The sequence below is a fragment of the Polynucleobacter sp. MWH-Aus1W21 genome (genome assembly GCF_018687275.1).
Taxonomy (GTDB): domain Bacteria; phylum Pseudomonadota; class Gammaproteobacteria; order Burkholderiales; family Burkholderiaceae; genus Polynucleobacter.
Map to the genome: position 1 here is coordinate 727,297 of NZ_CP061287.1, position 18,739 is coordinate 746,035.

At 46.5% G+C, this 18,739-nt stretch carries 15 protein-coding genes and 1 tRNA gene; 12 read left to right on the plus strand and 4 right to left on the minus strand.

Annotation, left to right across the window (positions count from 1 at the left end; genetic code table 11):
• Nucleotides 1–72: 72 nt before the first annotated feature.
• Nucleotides 73–159, minus strand: a tRNA-Leu gene (locus ICW03_RS03805).
• Between the two features lie 157 nt (nucleotides 160–316).
• Between ICW03_RS03805 and rnr the strand changes: the two genes are divergently transcribed.
• The 4 genes from rnr to ICW03_RS03825 all read left to right on the plus strand — a co-directional run bounded on the left by rnr (nucleotide 317) and on the right by ICW03_RS03825 (nucleotide 4,647).
• Nucleotides 317–2,698: a ribonuclease R gene (rnr, locus tag ICW03_RS03810; protein ID WP_215349192.1), complete on the plus strand. Its 2,382-nt coding sequence runs from the start codon at nucleotides 317–319 to the stop codon at nucleotides 2,696–2,698.
• A 33-nt stretch (nucleotides 2,699–2,731) separates the two neighbouring features.
• A complete protein-coding gene (rlmB, locus tag ICW03_RS03815; protein WP_068321181.1) occupies nucleotides 2,732–3,499 on the plus strand; it encodes a 23S rRNA (guanosine(2251)-2'-O)-methyltransferase RlmB in 768 nt (255 codons plus the stop codon).
• 15 nt (nucleotides 3,500–3,514) lie between these two features.
• Nucleotides 3,515–3,700 (plus strand): DUF2892 domain-containing protein, encoded by a 186-nt coding sequence (locus tag ICW03_RS03820; RefSeq protein WP_068321183.1) that lies wholly within the window; start codon nucleotides 3,515–3,517, stop codon nucleotides 3,698–3,700.
• An 83-nt stretch (nucleotides 3,701–3,783) separates the two neighbouring features.
• Nucleotides 3,784–4,647 (plus strand): carotenoid biosynthesis protein, encoded by an 864-nt coding sequence (locus ICW03_RS03825; protein WP_215349195.1) that lies wholly within the window; start codon nucleotides 3,784–3,786, stop codon nucleotides 4,645–4,647.
• Between the two features lie 19 nt (nucleotides 4,648–4,666).
• Here the strand turns inward: ICW03_RS03825 and tal are convergent, their stop codons facing one another.
• A complete protein-coding gene (gene tal, locus ICW03_RS03830; RefSeq protein ID WP_215349198.1) occupies nucleotides 4,667–5,644 on the minus strand; it encodes a transaldolase in 978 nt (325 codons plus the stop codon).
• Nucleotides 5,645–5,737: 93 nt separating this feature from the next.
• Between tal and rpiA the strand changes: the two genes are divergently transcribed.
• Complete coding sequence (rpiA, locus tag ICW03_RS03835; RefSeq protein WP_215349200.1) at nucleotides 5,738–6,448, plus strand: ribose-5-phosphate isomerase RpiA; 711 nt, start codon at nucleotides 5,738–5,740, stop codon at nucleotides 6,446–6,448.
• 235 nt (nucleotides 6,449–6,683) lie between these two features.
• On the opposite strand, the gene ICW03_RS03840 is transcribed toward rpiA, so the two are convergent.
• Together ICW03_RS03840 and argA are read right to left on the minus strand one after the other, a co-directional pair.
• Complete coding sequence (locus ICW03_RS03840; protein WP_068321192.1) at nucleotides 6,684–6,956, minus strand: oxidative damage protection protein; 273 nt, start codon at nucleotides 6,954–6,956, stop codon at nucleotides 6,684–6,686.
• A gap of 32 nt (nucleotides 6,957–6,988) precedes the next feature.
• The gene (gene argA, locus ICW03_RS03845) at nucleotides 6,989–8,353 is read right to left on the minus strand and encodes an amino-acid N-acetyltransferase (RefSeq protein WP_215349203.1); all 1,365 of its coding nucleotides are present in this window, start codon (nucleotides 8,351–8,353) and stop codon (nucleotides 6,989–6,991) included.
• Between the two features lie 65 nt (nucleotides 8,354–8,418).
• On the opposite strand from argA, the gene hrpA reads away from it, so the two are divergent.
• The 7 genes from hrpA to glnA all read left to right on the plus strand — a co-directional run bounded on the left by hrpA (nucleotide 8,419) and on the right by glnA (nucleotide 18,722).
• Entirely contained in the window at nucleotides 8,419–12,453 is a 4,035-nt protein-coding gene (hrpA, locus tag ICW03_RS03850) for an ATP-dependent RNA helicase HrpA (protein ID WP_215349204.1), read from the plus strand.
• Nucleotides 12,454–12,512: 59 nt separating this feature from the next.
• Nucleotides 12,513–13,547, plus strand: coding sequence for a cytochrome D1 domain-containing protein (locus ICW03_RS03855; RefSeq protein WP_251374460.1), 1,035 nt, complete (start codon nucleotides 12,513–12,515; stop codon nucleotides 13,545–13,547).
• Nucleotides 13,538–14,344 carry a polysaccharide deacetylase family protein gene (locus tag ICW03_RS03860; protein ID WP_251374461.1) on the plus strand — a complete coding sequence of 269 codons (807 nt, stop codon included), beginning with the start codon at nucleotides 13,538–13,540 and terminating at the stop codon, nucleotides 14,342–14,344. The genes ICW03_RS03855 and ICW03_RS03860 overlap by 10 nt, the downstream gene beginning before the upstream one ends.
• A 3-nt stretch (nucleotides 14,345–14,347) precedes the next feature.
• Nucleotides 14,348–15,319 carry a sterol desaturase family protein gene (locus ICW03_RS03865; protein ID WP_215349207.1) on the plus strand — a complete coding sequence of 324 codons (972 nt, stop codon included), beginning with the start codon at nucleotides 14,348–14,350 and terminating at the stop codon, nucleotides 15,317–15,319.
• Nucleotides 15,320–15,348: 29 nt separating this feature from the next.
• Entirely contained in the window at nucleotides 15,349–16,218 is an 870-nt protein-coding gene (locus tag ICW03_RS03870) for an EI24 domain-containing protein (RefSeq protein ID WP_215349210.1), read from the plus strand.
• Nucleotides 16,219–16,246: 28 nt separating this feature from the next.
• Nucleotides 16,247–17,101, plus strand: coding sequence for a molybdopterin-binding protein (locus ICW03_RS03875; protein ID WP_215350174.1), 855 nt, complete (start codon nucleotides 16,247–16,249; stop codon nucleotides 17,099–17,101).
• Between the two features lie 205 nt (nucleotides 17,102–17,306).
• Nucleotides 17,307–18,722: a type I glutamate--ammonia ligase gene (gene glnA / locus ICW03_RS03880; protein WP_215349213.1), complete on the plus strand. Its 1,416-nt coding sequence runs from the start codon at nucleotides 17,307–17,309 to the stop codon at nucleotides 18,720–18,722.
• Nucleotides 18,723–18,739: the final 17 nt, after the last annotated feature.

Below are 18,739 nucleotides of genomic sequence, written 5' to 3' on the forward strand. Positions count from 1 at the left end.
TCTTTATTAGTGGGGCTCAGTAATTGAGTCTAGAGCCTATATTAAGGCTCTTGAGGGTGACTTTAAGCTATTTGGTGCCCAGGAAGGGACTCGAACCCCCACAACCTTACGATCGCCAGCACCTGAAGCTGGTGCGTCTACCAATTTCGCCACCTGGGCATGCCTTTATTATAGAGGGATGGGCATTTCTAGGTCATTTCTGGCCCCATTTGGCTTTTTCCCATCGGACTTGGTGGTTTGATACAGTAGCCTTATTCATAACAAAAATAGATATCTCTAGATATATAGACAGGGCATGTATTGCCGAAGGAATTAAATGCGTAAAGCAAAAGACTTGGTGCCGCGTGAAGCTGACCGTTTAGGTACAGTTCAAGGGCATCGAGATGGATTTGGATTTGTTATTCCCGATGATGGTGGTGAGGATATCTTTCTATCTGAAAGAGAAATGTCTCGCGTCATGCACGGCGATAGAGTCAATGTTAGGGTTCTTGGTACAGATCGCCGCGGTCGTCCTGAAGGTCAAATCGTTGAAGTTGTTCTTCATGCCAATAAAGTAGTTATTGGCCGCCTCCTAAATGAAAACGGGGTCCTGATTGTTGCGCCAGAAGATAAGCGCATCGGTCATGACATTTTGATTCCACCAAAAGGTCAGGGCAATGCCAAATTAGGCCAAGTGGTGAGCGTCGAGATTATCGATTACCCAGATAGCTATCGCCAAGCAGTTGGGCGAGTAGTAGAGGTCTTAGGTGAGATTGACGATCCCGGTATGGAAATCGAAATCGCTGTGCGTAAGTATGGCGTGCCTCATGAGTTTTCTGCTGCTGCTATGAAAGAAGCGACAGCCTTGCCGGATACAGTGCAGCAGGCTGATCTAGAGGGTCGCGTTGATCTGCGTGATGTGCCATTAGTCACCATTGACGGCGCTGACGCAAGAGATTTTGATGATGCGGTTTACTGTGAGCCGGTCATGTACGGCCAGACTAAGGCTTGGCGTTTAATCGTGGCGATTGCTGACGTATCTCATTACGTCAAACCAGGCCAGCCACTGGATGATGAAGGTTTGTTGCGCGCTACTTCGGTGTATTTCCCAAGACGTGTGATCCCAATGTTGCCAGAGAAGATCTCCAATGGTCTTTGCTCTCTTAATCCCGGTGTAGATCGTTTGTGTATGGTTTGCGATTCTGTTGTGGACAACAACGGTATTGTGCTGGCATACCAGTTCTACCCAGCAGTAATGCACTCTGCACAACGGTTTACTTACGATACTGTTTGGGAAGTTCTCTCAAATAGCAAGGGACCAGAGGCAACACGCTTTGCTCAGTTCCGTCCTTTGCTAACAAATCTCTACTCGTTGTATAAGATTCTCTTATCTGCCCGTGAGAAGCGTGGTGCTATTGAGTTCGAAACAACTGAGACTCAAATCATTAGTAATGAGCTTGGTAAGATTCTGCGCATTGAGCCACGCATTCGTAATGATGCGCACCGCTTAATTGAAGAGTGCATGTTGACTGCCAACGTTTGTGCTGCAGACTTCATTGATAAAAATAAACATCTCAGTCTCTACCGAGTGCATGGTGAACCATCGGAAGAGAAGTTGGTTACCTTGCGCCAAGTTCTCAGAACCTCCGGTCTCTCATTGGGCGGCGGTGAAAAACCTAAGCCACGCGATTACGCTAAATTGATGCGTGAAATCAAGGAGCGACCAGATGCCAATATGCTGCAATCCGTTGTACTGCGATCTATGCAGCAGGCGATGTACCAGCCAGATAACGAAGGCCACTTTGGCTTAGCTTATCCAGCGTATTCTCATTTCACCAGCCCTATTCGTCGCTATCCTGACTTGTTAACGCATCGCGTGATCAAGTCAATCCTCCAGAAAAAGCCCTACGTACCAGTTTTGCCGCCGAAGGTGCCTCTCAACCTCACTCTGCCACGCAAAGGTAAGGGTCGTGAGAATGCAGTCAATGCCAAGAAATCCCAAAGCGATGCCAAAGCAGGGGTCAAGGGTGCAAAGACACCTAAAGGCGCAAATGCCGCATTGCCAATCTGGGGTCAATTAGGTGTTCACTGCTCATCCAATGAGCGTCGTGCTGATGAAGCATCTCGTGATGTTGAAGCATGGCTCAAGTGTTACTACATGCGTGACCATTTGGGTCAAGAGTATGCGGGTACAGTCACTGGCGTAGCTAACTTTGGTTTATTCATTCAGTTGGAAAATCTTTTTGTCGAAGGTATGGTGCACGTCACCGAGCTCGGCGGTGATTACTTCCAGTATGACGAAGCGCGCCAGGAATTGCGTGGCGAACGTACCGGAATACGTTATCGCTTAGGTGATCGCATGCATGTATTGGTAAGTCGTGTTGATTTAGATGCTCGCAAAATTGAATTTAGCTTGGTTAAATCTGTTGGGACAGAACCTGGCGGATCATCCAATCGTCGGCAGCTCGTGTTAGCAACCGATACCGGTAGACCTAATAAAAAAGCTGCCTCTAAAAAGAGCCGCCCAGATAATAAGATTCCGCAAAAACCCAGCGGGATCAACGTGAATGCAGCTAAATCTGCAGGCACACTAGGCGCTAACCAGTCTAAGAGCAAAGCGGCCCGTAAAAGCGGCAAGAACAGCAAGCCTGGAAGATCTGTTGGCAAACCAGCTGGTAGCAAGCCTCCAGTTCGCAGCACCAAAGCGCGCCGCAAATAAAGACACTCTGTAGAAATTAAGTTAGAAAAGAAAATGAAACAAATATTAGTAGGGTTCCATGCAGTGCAAGCGCGTTTGCGGGTAGACCCAGGTAGCTTAAAGTCGGTGTACTTTGATTCTGGTCGTCGCGACAGACGCATGGGTGATTTCTTAAAGCAGGCCGAAGAGATTTTGGGTGAGCGTTTGCATGCGGCTGACGCAGAGCGCTTGCATAAGTTAACTGGGCATGACCGTCACCAAGGCGTAGTTGCTTTGGCAGAAAAAATGACTGTTGCAAGAACCATTACTGAGGTGGTTGAAGATGCTGAGGGCGCGCAGAAGAAACCATTATTTTTGGTTTTAGATGGTGTAACTGATCCCCATAACTTTGGAGCATGTCTGCGCGTAGCAGACGGTGCTGGTGTAGATGCTGTTGTGATCCCTAAAGATCGCTCTGCATCCATTAACGCCACCGTAAGCAAGGTATCTAGTGGCGCAGCTGAAGTCATGCCGGTAATTACTGTTACCAATCTTGTTCGTAGCATGAAAGAAATGCAAGAAGCGGGAGTTTGGCTGATTGGTACGGATGATGAAGCGACTAAGTCGATCTATGACATTGATCTCACAGGCTCTATTGGCATTGTCATGGGTGCCGAAGGTGAGGGCATGCGTCGCCTCACAAAAGAAAACTGTGATGAGCTGGTCCGCATTCCAATGCAGGGTGTGGTCTCCAGTTTGAATGTCTCTGTTGCAAGTGGCGTATGCTTGTATGAGGCATTAAGACAGCGCCTAGCCAAAGTATCTGACAAAGCTGCCAAGTAAAACAAGGAGCTGCATATGAAATGCAATATGGGACATACAGATCGCGTTCTGCGAATGACTGTTGGCGTAACCCTGATGGGTTTAGCTGGTTTTGGGATTACCGGCCCCTGGGCCTGGATAGGCGTGATTCCGCTATTAACTGGAATGATTGGTAATTGCCCGGCTTACTCAATACTGGGCATTAATACTGGCAAGAAGTAGGTCATCACACCTCTCATTGCTAATCATCAGGGTCTATTCTCCAGGTAAATATGCAAGATATCTAAGTTGTTCTATGGGCTTTTATGTTTAAAAAAAATAATGAATTCATTCTCTGGCTGCTGGTTGCCATCTCTGCTGCTCTATCGATCATTGGTGCAATGCCATTTGCAGTCAGTATTGCTGGAATATTGAGTATTAGCGCAACTTCTGCGCGATTACTTTTTGCGTTAATTCACGGCTCCCAGCGATTGGGTTGGCGCAGGCTCGGAATTATGTTTGGTATTGCATGCATTGTTAGCTGGTGTTATGAATCCTTAAGTATTGCGACTGGCTTCCCTTTTGGTCATTACGTTTACACGTCTGAATTAGGGCCAAAGATTGGTGCTGTTCCGCTAATGATCATGCCATCCTACTTTGGCGTGTGCTACCTCGCTTGGGCTTTAGCTCATGTTCTATTGGATAAGTTCGATCTCAAAATTCCGAAGAGCTTGATGTTTGCAATCCCCATCATTGCCAGTTTTATTATGGTTATGTGGGATATGAGCATCGATCCAGCATCATCTACAGTTAAGCATGAGTGGATTTGGCGTGACGGAGGGGGATACTTCGGAGTCCCTTTTTCTAATTTCATGGGGTGGTTTCTCTGTGTCTATACCATCTTCCAATTTTGGGCGATCTATTTAATGCGCACAAATGAAATACAAAACTGTGCTGAGGACAACAATAAATCGAGTTGGTATCTTGTGATTGTTATCTACGGAACCATTTTTTTGGGGCCTATTGCTGCTGTATTTACAAATAGCGGTGGCAGCATTACAGATGCCACTTCCCAGGTTTGGCCTTTGAAGGCGCTTTATGAAACGTTGGGGCTGGTATCTATTTTTACGATGCTTTTTGTAATTTGCTTATCTTTTTTCAAGGTGCAGAAGAACGACAATTTGCAGTAAGTGATTGGGTGAATCGAAACTATTTAGCGAGCAACGCTTCTAGCTTCTCAGTATCTACGCAGAAGTTCCGGATACCTTCAGCTAATTTCTCCGTCGCCATGGCATCGTTATTGAGCTGCAGGCGGAAACTGGACTCATCGAGCTTAAGGGGTGTAATGCCTTCTGCCTGCAATGCAGCTTGAGCATTAGCAGGATTAAGTTTTTTCTCAACAGACGCATTGCTACCTTGAAGTTCGGCTAAAAGTTCAGGGCTAATGGTCAGTAAATCGACGCCTGCCAACTCCAATATCTGACTGGTGTTTCTAAAGCTTGCACCCATGATCTCAGTTGGGATGCCAAAGTGCTTGTAGTAATGAAAAATTCTCTTTACTGAAGTCACGCCAGGATCATTTGCTCCACCATTGGCGGCATCACTCCAGTTGGCGCCAAGCTTAGCTTTATTCCAATCAGTAATGCGACCTACGAATGGAGAAATCAATTTGGCATTGGCTGCGCCACAAGCAGCTGCCTGAACTAAAGAGAAGAGCAGGGTCATATTGCAATGAATGCCTTGAGCTTCTAATTCTTTTGCTGCAGCGATGCCTTCCCACGTACCGGCTAGCTTAATCAAAATACGCTTGCGATCAATCCCATGAGATTCATATAGAGCAATTAAATGCTTGGCTTTGGCAACAGTACCTTTGGTATCAAAAGAGAGTCTGGCGTCTACTTCTGTAGAAACGCGACCAGGGACAATCTTCAAAATCTCCAAGCCAAAGGCAACCAAGATGTAATCTACGAGGTCGGTTGGGCTCATGCCTGGATGGGCTGCTTTAACTGACTTTACTAAATCCTGGTAATTGCTTTGCTGAGCAGCTTTCAGAATGAGTGAGGGGTTAGTGGTCGCATCCTGCGGTTGGAAGGCCTGCATACGCTCAAAATCGCCTGTATCAGCTACAACCGTAGTGAGTTTCTTGAGTTGTTCTAACTGGCTTAATGCTGAGGCGGTGCTATTCATGGGCTTGCTCAATGCTCTAAAGTGGTTTACTTATGAATATCATATGATAGATGGATTAATTAATCAGTTCCAGTAAAGGCGTTTGATAGCTATATGAATCAAGATCAACTCAAGCAAATGGTAGGTGAGGCGGCCAGAGACGAAGTTCTCAAGTTGCCCGCTGGACAGGTTTTGGGTGTAGGTACCGGTTCTACAGCCAATTGCTTCATTGATGCACTAGCTCCACATAAAGATCATTTTGTAGGTACGGTATCTAGTTCCAATGCAACCACTGAGCGTTTGCTAAAACACGGTTTTAAAGTGCTTGACCCAAACGATGTGCAAGGCTTACCTGCGTATGTTGATGGTGCGGATGAAATTGATCCTGCTGGGCATATGATTAAAGGCGGCGGCGGGGCGCTCACAAGAGAAAAAATCATTGCCTCTATGGCAAAGCAATTCATTTGCATTTGTGACTCATCAAAGCAAGTGCCGGTGCTAGGTAACTTTTCTCTACCAGTAGAAATCATTCCCCTTGCTCAAGGTGTCGTGAGCCGCGAATTGGAAAAGTTTGGCGGCAAGGTAACTCTACGTTTAGCAAAAAATACTCGCGCCGATCTCAATCAAACACCTAGCGAGCCATTTGTGACTGATAACGGTGGATGGATCCTTGATGTCGCAGGTTTAAAGATCGCCAACCCCATGCAGATGGAAGCGCAAATCAATCAAATTGCCGGCGTAATCACCGTGGGCCTGTTTGCCAAAGAAAAGGCCAATATATTGCTAGTTAGCAATGCTGCAGGCGTTGAGCGTATTGTTCTTTAGGGGATAAAAAACCCGACGGGGTATCCCCATCGGGTTTGTTTGCCATGGTTTGCATGGCGCAGGCGCTCGGAAGGTATTTAGTTCCTTAGCCTATAAGCACATAGATGTACTTATTAAGATCGGCTTTCGCCAATGTGGCAGGGCACTATAACTGCCTCACCACGACTTCATCCTACGCTTATCTTTGGTGGTGTCAACACCCCAAATCAATATTTAATTAAAAGGTAATGAATATTTATTCTGCTGGAGGCACGTAGCCTTGAGCCATATCTGCGCCACCCTCAAAGAAATACTTTTCTACCTGTTTTAAGAGGTATTGGCGTGCCCGTGGGTCCGCCATATTAAGGCGGTTTTCATTAATCAACATGGTTTGCTGCTTTAACCAGCCAGCCCAAGCCTCTTTTGAAACTTGATTCCAAATCTTTTTACCCAGCTCTCCAGGAAGAGGGGCGAAATCCATGCCTTCAGCTTCTTTATTGAGTTTGATACATTGAACCATGCGTGCCATCTGTAATGCCTTTCTAGTATTTCTAGCGTTTCTTATAGATCTTTAGTTAAAACCATGGACTTACGGTCCCAGTTATAAATTTGTTTTCTTTCTTCAGGCAAGTCATCCACTGACGCCCGTTTAAAGCCACGCTTTAAGAACCAATGCTCGGTTCTTGTCGTGAGAACAAATAATTTTTTGATGCCTTCTTGTTTGGCGCGCATCTCAACACGCTTTAGCAGACGCTCACCGTCACCTGATCCTTGAACATCTGGATCAACCGCAAGACATGCCAGCTCACCAACGCCATTCGGGAATGGGAAGAGTGCGGCGCAACCGAAGAGAACACGATCATGCTCAATGACGGAGAAGCGCTGAATATCACGCTCAATGACATCTTGACCGCGAGCAGCCAGGATACCTTCATCTTCTAAAGGCATAGTCAATTGCAAAATGCCACCAACGTCATCTTGGTTAGCTTCACGTAAGTTCTCAATATCGGATGAAGCTAGCATCATGCCAATACCATCATGGGTGAAGAGCTCTTCCAGCAGGGCGCCATCTTGATTGCATGGGAGGAAGTGAACACGGCTAACGCCAGCACGAATCGCTCTACCAGCAGTATTCAATAGACCCTTCATGCCGAGGTCCATATCTTTGTTCTGTGCGACATATTCTTGTAGCTGTGGCATCGACAGTTCAGTGATGAAGTCGCCCTCAGCATCTTTAAGGCCGGCATATGGACTCAAGAAAATCAGCTTATCTGCTTTGAGTGCTGCAGCAGTGGATGCCGCTACATCTTCATATGCCAAGTTGAATGCTTGACCCGTTGGTGAAAAACCCAAAGGTGAAAGCAAAACAATTTTGTTGCTATCCAGAGACTGTCTAATCGAACCGGAGTCTACTTTGCGAACTAGTCCTGTATGAATGTAGTCAGTGCCCTCGACAACACCTACCGGCATTGCAGTAATAAAGTTGCCAGAGATCACTGAAATGCGTGAACCAGCCATTGGTGTGTTTGGAAGACCACGACTAAATGCTGCTTCAATGTCCAGGCGTAATTCGCCGGCAGCTTCTTTGACGCACTCTAGTGCAGCAGCATCGGTAATCCGGTAGCTATGCATAGCACTTTTACCGAACTTGCTCTTAATCTTGCGAAGCATGAGCTGTTCTTCAATTTGCGGACGAATGCCATGAACCAAAACAATACGCATGCCCATGGCATGCAACATGGCGATATCTTCAATCAGGTTCTCAAGACCGATTTCTTGTACGAGTTCACCCGCAAAGGCGATAACAAAGGTCTTTTCGCGGAAGCTGTGAATATAGGGCGCAACATCACGCAGCCACCCTACAAAAGGGAAGTTGGAGGTCGTTTCTTCGGCCAATGAGGCCTGGTTTGGTGCATTTGTCGGCATAGTGAGAAAATTATAGGGTGCAAGAGCCTATAAACCAACAAAAACCCAAAGCAATCCCAAAGCCTGTGCCTGCTTCCAACACCTCGCGCAAGCTAGAAATTCGCTTTCCTGAGGAATTGCCGGTCTCTGGTCAGCGTCAGCTGATCAAGGATGCCCTGCAGAGCCACCAGGTGGTCATTGTGTGCGGAGAGACGGGCTCAGGTAAGACCACGCAGCTGCCAAAGATCTGTTTGGATCTGGGTCGAGGCACCATTAATGGTGGCAAGCTCATTGGCCACACCCAGCCGCGCAGGATCGCAGCGACTGCCACAGCCAAGCGCATTGCTCAAGAGCTAGGTTCACCCATTGGTCAGGATGTTGGCTACCAAGTGCGTTTTGCCGACAAGACCAGCAATACAGCCTCTATCAAGCTGATGACGGATGGCATCTTGCTAGCCGAGACTCAGCGTGACCCACAGCTACGCGCTTATGACACGCTCATCATCGATGAGGCGCATGAGCGCAGTCTCAATATTGATTTCTTATTGGGTTATTTGCGTCAGCTCCTACCGAAGCGACCCGATCTTAAGTTGATCATCACTTCGGCAACGATTGATGCCCAGCGATTTGCAGAGCACTTTGCCATGAATGGCAGGGTGGCGCCAGTGATTGAGGTGAGTGGTCGACTATTTCCGGTCGAGCAGCGCTATGCGCCGCTGGAACCAGATGCCAAGCCTGATGGTAAAAAAGAATCCAAGACTGCCAAAGAAATTCCGGATGCCGTTACCGAAGAGATTGCTAGTTTATGGCGTGAAGGCGCTGCAGGTGCTGGAGACGTATTGGTATTTTTGCCGGGCGAGCGCGAGATCCGTGATTGTGCAGAAGCTTTGCGTAAAGATCATGTCCTGCAGCAGCGCTTTCATCCGGAGATTCTGAGTTTGTTTGCACGCCAATCCGTGGCCGAGCAAGAAAAAGTGTTTAGTCCGGGTAATGGGAGACGCATCATCCTGACCACGAACGTTGCGGAAACTTCATTAACGGTTCCCAATATTCGTTATGTGATAGACAGCGGCCTAGCGAGAGTAAAGCGCTACTCATATCGCAACAAGGTTGAGCAGCTCCAAATAGAGCCGATCTCTCAAGCAGCTGCTAATCAAAGGGCGGGGCGTTGCGGTCGTGTATCGGATGGCATCTGCGTGCGCTTGTATAGCGAGCAAGATTATCAAGGTCGTCCAAAATTTACCGACCCCGAAATATTGCGAAGTTCATTAGCGGCAGTGTTGTTGCGCATGAGCTCCTTACGCTTGCCGAAGATTCAGCACTTTCCATTTATTGATAAACCACTAGGCAGGGCAATTACAGATGGCGTACAGCTTTTAGATGAATTAGGTGCAATTGAATTTGATGAATCTGATTCAGTGGACGGTAAAGATATCAACAACAGCTTCAAACTCACTGCTATTGGTAAACAGTTAGCGGACTTGCCGTTAGATCCTCGTATTGGACGTATGTTGCTGGCTGCAAAAGAGCAGAATGCTTTAAAGGAAGTAACCATTATTGCATCAGCGCTAGCTACCCAAGACCCGCGTGATCGGCCTATGGATCAGGCAGCTGCTGCAGATCAAGCGCATTTGCAATTTGCTGATGAGCGCTCTGAGTTTTTGAGTTTCGTAAAGCTTTGGAATTGGTATCAGGACGCTTTGCAACATAAGCATAGCAATCGTCAGCTAGAGAATCTTTGCAAGAGTAAGTTTCTGTCACCCCGTCGCTTACGCGAATGGCGCGATGTCCATGGTCAACTCCATACGATGCTGGGCGAGAAGGGCTGGAAAGAAAATGGTCTAGCCGCAACTTATGAACAAGTCCACCTCTCTTTATTAACGGGCTTACTTGGGTATGTCGCCAAAAAAGAAGAGGATGAAAAATCCCAGGATCGAAATAGCAAGACCGGTGGTTACGTTGGCGCCCGAGGTATACGTCCATTTATCTGGCCTGGCTCTACCATTGGCAAAAAAGCAGGTGCCTGGATTTTGGCTGGTGAACTGCAAGAAACCAATCGCATGTATGCCAGAACCATTGCAAAGATTGAGCCGCAATGGGTAGAACGGGTTGCTGCGCATCGCCTGATTAAGTCTTTGAGCGATCCATTCTGGGATAACCGTCAGGGCGAGGTCATGGCATTTGAACGTGGCACCTTATATGGCCTACCGATCTACCATGGCCGCCGTGTGAGTTATGAACCTCATAACCCCGATGAAGCAAGAGAGCTATTCATTCGTCAGGCTTTAGTGCAAGAAGAAATGTTTGGGCGTATGGATACGCCAGCATTGCAACGCGAGACTGAAACTGATGCCAAGAAAAAATACCCAAATCTGTTTGGATTTTTTTGGCATAACCGTCGCCTTATTAAAGAGATTGAAGCCTTAGAGCATCGCTCACGTCGGCCAGATGTTTTGGTGGATGATGAGTTGCTATTTGCGTTCTACGAGTCTCGTATTCCAAAAGGAGTATGCAGTCGAGAAAGTCTTAAAGCGTGGTTGGCTAAAAAAAGCGGAGATGATAAAAATCAGGGAAGTGAACTGGATGCTCAGCTTCGCCTAGAAAAAGCAGACCTGATGCGCCACGAGGCGGCAGGCATTACTGTCGATCGTTATCCTAAGACGATGCTGGTGGGCGGGGCACAGCTCAGTCTGACTTATCACTTTGAACCTGGAAGCCCTAAAGATGGTGTGACACTTGTGGTTCCGTTGACGCAGTTAAACCAAGTGGATGGACGTCGTTGCGAGTGGTTGGTACCCGGCATGTGTGAGGAGAAAGTGCTTCTCCTGCTTAAATCTTTGCCTCAGAAACTTCGCCGTCATTGTGTGCCGCTGCCAGATTATGCTAAATCTTTTCTGGAGCGCAAGCTAGAAGAGAAGCAATTTGGTGTTGGCGACTTCTTGGATAGTTTGATCGGAGATATTCGCAAAGAGCGTGGATTGGAAATTAAGCGCACGGACTTCAGGCCAGAGGCTTTGCCTTTGCACTCGTCTATGAATTTCCGTTTGATTGATGAGTATGGTCGACAGTTAGAAGTGGAGCGCAACTTAGCGCGCTTACGTTCTGAGTATGGGCAGACTGCCCGAAACGCTTTCCAAGCAATTGCTCAGGAAGCTGCGCAGGTCGAGTTAGGTATGGAGCCTTCAGTAGGCGAAAAAACTAAAGCCAATTCAGATGGCGGTACAGGCGCCATTGATGCAACACGCAAAGTAGAGCAGGGTGGTTACCGTACCTGGGAGTTTGGTGAGCTACCTGAAACATTAGAAATACAAAAAGGCAATAAAACCTTGTTTGGTTATCCGGCTTTGGTAGATCGCGTCGACTTCTGCGATCTTGAGGTGTTTGATGACCTAGAGGAAGCTCGTAAACAACATGGTTTAGGGCTGCGACGTCTATTTGCTCTGAGCAATAAAGATACGCTCAAGGCTTTGCAAAAACAGTTACCGGGAATTCGTGAATTAGGCCTGCTCTTTATTAATGTGGGCTCAGTAGAGGGATTGATTGATCAGATTTTGAATCTAGCTCTTGAGCGTGCTTATATGACTGAGCCATTGCCAGTCAATGCTGAGCAATTTGCGGAACGCTTACAAGCAGGAAAACCAAGATTGGCACTCATCGCCCAAGAGATTTCTCGTCACGCATTAAATGCATTGCAAGCCCACGCAGATTTGCAGAAAAAGATCGCCAGTGCAAAAGCCGCATCACCGAGTGCTTATGCAGATATTCAGGCACAGATGCAAGGCTTGATATTTCCTAAATTTGTGGCAGAGATACCTTATGGCCAACTAGTTCATGTACCCCGCTACTTAAAAGCCATTGCCATGCGGATTGATAAGTTGCGATCCAATCCAAGTCGCGATGCCCAGTGTCAAAAAGATTGGGAATCGGTTGCGCATCCATGGCAAAAGCTAATACAGGGTAACAAGGGTGGCTCCTCCTACGCCATGGCTGAAGACCAAGCCTTAACGGATTTTCGTTGGCAACTGGAAGAGCTGAGGGTGGCTTTATATGCCCAGGAACTGAAAACACCAACCCCAATGTCCTTAAAGCGCCTTGAAAAGGTTTTAGCCAGTTTGCGCTAAGTCAAATCCATTGCAGCCTAGAGGTCATTTTGGGCCTCCCGATTGCTTACAATGGAGGTATGTATACATTTATCAAGATTAGAGGTTTTCGCACAATTGCGACCTCCGCTTTATTGACTCTCCTTTTAGTCAATCAAAATGCATTTGCGCAAGCTGGTAATGCATCAACACCAGTAGCAGCTAATCAGCCAAAGTTGGCGGTCATTCTCAATTCTGGCGAAGCTTCAGTCAGTTTGATTGACATGACTACTCGCCAGGTCATTAAGACGATTCCGGTTGGTAAAGAACCCCACCATCTGATGTTGACTCCTGATCAAAAGACTTTGCTGATTGCAAATGCGGCAGGCAATGATGTTGCCTTAATGAACCCAACGACAGGTGAGTTAACCGGCAAAATTCCAAATATCATTGATCCATACCAAATTGGCTATTCTCCAAATCACAAATGGTTTGTGGCAAACGGCAATCGCTTAGACCGTGTTGATATTTATGCTGCTGATGGCGCAAATCTGAAATTAGCGAAGACCGTGAAATTGGCAAAGACTCCAAGTCATATTGCATTCACGGCAGATAGCAAAATTGCATTCATTACTTTGCAGGACTCAAACGAGCTTGCTGCCATTGATCTTGAAACACAAAAGGTCTTGTGGGTAATGCCGACAGGTAAAGTGCCTGCAGGCTTATGGATGACGCCTGGTGATCAGTACTTGTTGGTTGGCATTACTGGAGAAGACAATGTCCAGGTTATCGACTGGAAAAATCGCAAAGAAGTAAAGCGCATCCCAACAGGGAAGGGTGCCCATAACTTCCGCCCTCTTGGGGATAAGAAACATGTATTTGTGAGTAACCGTATTGCTTCCACAATCAGCCTGATCAATATGCAAACCCTGGAAAAGGTTGGCGACATCACCGGTCTTCCAGCTGGACCAGATGATATGGAAATTACTCCTGACGGAAAAACGCTCTGGGTTACCTTGCGTTTCTCAAAAAAGGTTGGAGTAATCGATATCCCAACAATGAAGTTAGTTACTGTTATTCCAGTGGGTAAGTCGCCTCATGGAGTCTTCTTTGCTCCAAGGGCTGGATGGGAGTAATCATCATCATGAAGCGCATGAGTCATAACGCATTCATACGTATTACAGCCGCGCTATTGCTCGGCTGTTTTTCTTTGGGCGCCTCTGCTCAGCCTGCAGAATGTAATAAAAAGGTTTACCTTACTTTTGATACTGGCAATATGGCAGTTGCTGAAAAGGTGGCGGAAATTCTGAAGCGACAAAATGTAAAAGCCACATTCTTCTTGGCGAATGAGAAAACATTCCGCGGCGATTTTTCTTTAGATGATTCTTGGAAGACTTATTGGCAAGAACGCGTTAAAGAAGGGCATCGCTTTGGTAGTCATACCTACGACCATACCTATTTTGTTAAAGACGGACCTAAGGGCGAGGTATTTGAAAAGCCTCAGTTTGGACCAAAGGCAGGAATGACAGTCCTCTATAACGAAGCAACAATGTGCAAGGAAATACGCCGTGTAGATCAGCGATTTCATGAGCTCACCGATCATCCGATTCAAAAGATATGGCGTGCACCTGGCGGTAAAACTTCCCCAACCTTGATCCGTATGGGGAATATGTGTGGATATGAGTACATAGGTTGGGATCCTGCTGGCTTTCTGGGTGATGAGCTCAACTCCGATAAGCACCCCAATGGCGCTCTTTTGGACAAGGCAAGCCGCAACATTAAGGATGGCGATATCACCATGGCTCATTTGGGTATATGGTCTAGAAAAGACCCTTGGGCGCCTGCCGTTTTAGAGCAGCTTATTGTCAATCTGAAGGCTCGCGGATTCTGCTTTGGGTTGCTGCCCAAGAATTCCGTAAATCAGTCAAAATAAAGCATGGATTTCAATGCCATCACTTCTGCCATTTCAGCCGGGTACGCTAGCGTTCAGGAGTTTCTGTTTGCAAATATAGTTGCCCCCGTTTTATATCAATTCGATTTAATGGCTTGGGCTGAAGATGTATTTGATGGGCTTGATTGGTTTTTATTTGGTTGCATCCAAATTTTCTTAATCATTATTGTCCTAAGAACTTGGGAGCGTCTCGCCCCAGCAGAAAAGCAGGATCGTTTTGCAAAAGCAAGTAGGGCAGATGTCTTGTACACCTTGTTTCATCGTCTGGGAATTTTTCATGGCCTAGTATTCATCGCCTTGTCTGGATTCTTTTTCGGAGTCGACTCCATCCTGCATGATTTCCGTTTCGATCGCCTGAACGTCGAGTCATGGTGGCCTGGCGTAACTTCTATTCCAGTTGTGAGCTTCTTGATTTATTTGGTATTGCTGGATTTTGTTGACTATCTCTACCACCGCGCATCCCATGTATTTAACTGGTGGTGGCAATTGCATGCCTTGCATCATAGCCAAACAGTCATGACCGCATGGTCTGATAATCGCAATCACATACTAGATGACATCATGCGGGCTGTGGTGATGTCTTTTGTTGCTTTGATGTTTGGAGTTTCTCCAGGCCAATTTATTCTGCTGATTGCATTGAGTGAATTTCTACAAAGTTGGCAGCATGCCAATATCAAAACCCATTTAGGCCCTGCAAAATACTTACTGGTATCACCCATGTTTCATCGCATGCACCATGCCGTTGGATATGGTCATGAAGCCAAAGGTAAGCCCGGTGTTTTAGGCGGCTGCAACTTTGGTGTTTTGTTTCCATGGTGGGATATGTTGTTTAGAACAGCCATCTTCCCTAAAGAGGTCTATCCTACAGGGGTAAGAAATTTAACGGTTTCGCAAAATATCCTTACTCAACAGTGGCAAGGCCTGGTTCATGCCTTTAAAGAAATCATGCCTAAGTAGACTTCAGGTCTGAAGGCGATAGGAGTTGTATGGTTGGCTTGCAGCAGGTATTTAAATCATTTGGCATGGCCTTGGTTGGAACTATGCATCCACGGATGTTGTGGCTCAGCTTAAGACCATTTCTAATTGTCTCCGTGCTGTGGGGCTGTCTTATCTGGCTTACATGGACGCCTGCACTCGAAGCATTAAGTGTCTTTCTGACAACTTCGATATTTACCAGCTGGATTCAAGAAGGGCTTGTTTGGGCAGGATTTGATAACGCGCGAGCATGGATAGCGCCATTATTTTTTGTCATGTTGATCATTCCGCTGATCACAATTAGCTTGCTCGTATTCATTGCCTTTTCAACCGTCCCTGCAATTGTCAAAATTGCTTCAAGAAATTCTCAATTTCATGATCTCGAATGTAAACAAGGTGGCGGGTTCTTCGGTAGTTTGATTTACTCATTGTGGTCGGCCATTATTTGCCTAGCTCTCGTGATGTTGACTCTGCCGGTTTGGTGGGTGCCTCCACTTGTGGCTGTCTTGCCTCCCTTGCTCTGGGGTTGGCTAACCATGCGACTCATGTCCTACGATGTATTGGCTAAACATGCCAGCATGGAAGAGCGCGATCTCTTGCTTGAAAAATATCGCTGGCCTTTGCTCTGCATGGGCATCGCATCGGGGATGCTAGGGGCGGTGCCTACATTCTTTTGGGCTACCTCGGCATTGGCTTTAGTGCTGTTTCCAATCGTAAGCTTTATAGCGCTTTGGATTTATTCTCTGATTTTTGTCTTTGCTGCTTTGTGGTTTAGTTACTTCCTACTGGATGCACTTAAGCAACTGAGACAAGAGGAGTTGGACAAAGCGCTGACAGTGGAATCCCGTGTTGTTGATATTGAACTTCCATATCACAGTTAATACGATGGCTAATGAGATTGTTGATGAAATGAAAAAAGTTGAAATAGACGAACCAAAAGATGTAACGGCTGCAGCGCAGCGTCGCTTCGGTTTAATCGTGATTGGCGATGAAATCTTGTCAGGACGTCGTCAAGATAAGCACATGAGCAAGCTAATAGAGCTTTTAAATGAGCGCGGTCTGAGTCTTGCATGGGCTAAATATGTTGCTGATGATCCAGAGCAAATTACCGCTACGCTGAAAGAGAGTTTTGCAAGTGGGGACGTCGTGTTTAGTACTGGCGGAATTGGCGCAACACCTGATGACCACACTCGTCAATGCGCAGCTTTAGCTCTCGGTACAAAAATTGAATTACATCCAACTGCAAAAGAGTTAATTGCCGGCAGAATTCAGTCGATGGCAGAGGGTGATCCGATTAAGGCTGATCTTAATACTCCAGAAAACCAGCATCGCTTCAAAATGGGTGAGTTCCCCATTGGAAGTGAAATCATTCCCAATCCCTACAATCAAATTCCAGGCTTTCGAATTCAAGAGCATCACTTTGTGCCGGGCTTTCCGGTGATGGCTGCGCCGATGATGGCTTGGTGCTTGGATACCCATTACAAGGATCTATTCCATCAAGAGAACTGGGCTGAGCAGAGTTTCATTGTTCCCAAGGGTATTGAATCGACTTTGACCCCCTTAATGGAGCGCATAGAAGCTAATTTTCCAGGGGTGAAGGTCTTCAGTCTTCCGTCAGTGGGAGATGCCTCAAGGGGAGGTGTGTACGCTCAGCGCCATATTGAACTGGGTATCAAAGGCAATGCCAATCTCCTGGAAAGCGCCTGGATTGCTCTCAGAACGGGCACCCAAGAGCTGGGCTACGAAATCCACGATATCAGTTGAAACTATATGCACTAAAAAGGTGCAAATAGGGGTATTTGAGCTTGTATGAGGGGTATTTGGGCACTTAAACAGTGCAATAATGAGAGTTCCCATTTGTTTGCTTCAGTAAATTACATACATCCATTAGGCATGTTTGGTGCCTGGAATAAACAAGGGTGTATGCCTTAAGTTTTGATTCCGAATTTAGTTAATAGAGGAGATTTGCATGACGAAGACCGTCGCTGATGTGATGAAGTTAGTTAAAGAGAAAGAAATTACTTTCGTTGATTTCCGCTTTGTGGATACAAAGGGTAAAGAACAACACACGACAGTTCCTATCTCTGCTTTTGACGAAGACAAATTTGAGAGCGGTCATGCATTTGACGGTTCTTCTATTGCTGGTTGGAAGGGTATTGAGGCATCAGACATGTTGCTCAAACCAGATCCAACAGCCGCTTATATCGACCCATTCTATGAAGAGCCAACTTTAGTGTTGACTTGTGACGTGATCGAGCCAGCTGATGGCAAAGGTTACGACCGTGATCCACGTTCTATTGCTAAGCGCGCTGAAGCGTATTTGAAGAGCACTGGCTTGGGCGACACAGCTTACTTTGGTCCAGAGCCAGAGTTCTTTATTTTTGACGGCGTTCGTTGGGGTGCTGACATGAAGGGCTGCTTCGTGAAGATTGATTCCGAAGAGGCTCCATGGTCTTCATCAAAAGAAATCGAAGGCGGCAACACTGGTCACCGCCCAGGTAAAAAAGGCGGCTACTTCCCAGTTGCTCCTGTAGATACATTCCAAGACATGCGCTCTGAAATGTGTTTGATTCTTGAATCATTGGGTATTCCAGTCGAAGTGCATCACCATGAAGTTGCTGGCCAAGGTCAAAACGAATTGGGTACTAAGTTCAGCACATTGGTTCAACGTGCTGACTGGACTATCTGGCAGAAGTATGTTGTTCAAAACGTAGCTCACGCTTACGGCAAGACAGCAACATTTATGCCTAAGCCAGTAGTTGGCGATAACGGTTCTGGTATGCACGTTCACCAATCTATTTGGAAAAACGGTGAGAACTTGTTTGCTGGTAACGGCTACGCTGGTTTGTCAGAATTCGCATTGTTCTACATTGGCGGCATCATCAAGCACGCTAAGGCATTGAACGCGATTACTAACCCAGGTACAAACTCATACAAACGTTTGGTACCAGGCTTTGAGGCTCCGGTGAAGTTAGCTTACTCAGCACGTAACCGTTCTGCTTCTATCCGTATTCCACACGTTCCAAGTCCAAAGGGTCGTCGTATTGAAACTCGTTTCCCAGATCCATTGGCTAACCCATACCTCTGCTTCTCTGCATTGATGATGGCTGGTTTGGATGGCGTTCAAAACAAGATTCATCCAGGCGAAGCTGCTGACAAGAACTTGTATGACTTGCCACCAGAAGAAGATGCAAAGATCCCAACCGTTTGCGCGAGCTTGGAAGAGGCATTGGAAGCATTGAAGAAAGATCACGAGTTCTTGACTCGCGGTGGTGTATTCACTGAGTCCATGATTGATGCGTATATCAATTTGAAGATGGAAGATGTCACACGTTTCCGTATGACTACTCATCCTATCGAATTTGATATGTACTACTCCCTGTAAGCGAAGGAGAGAACTTG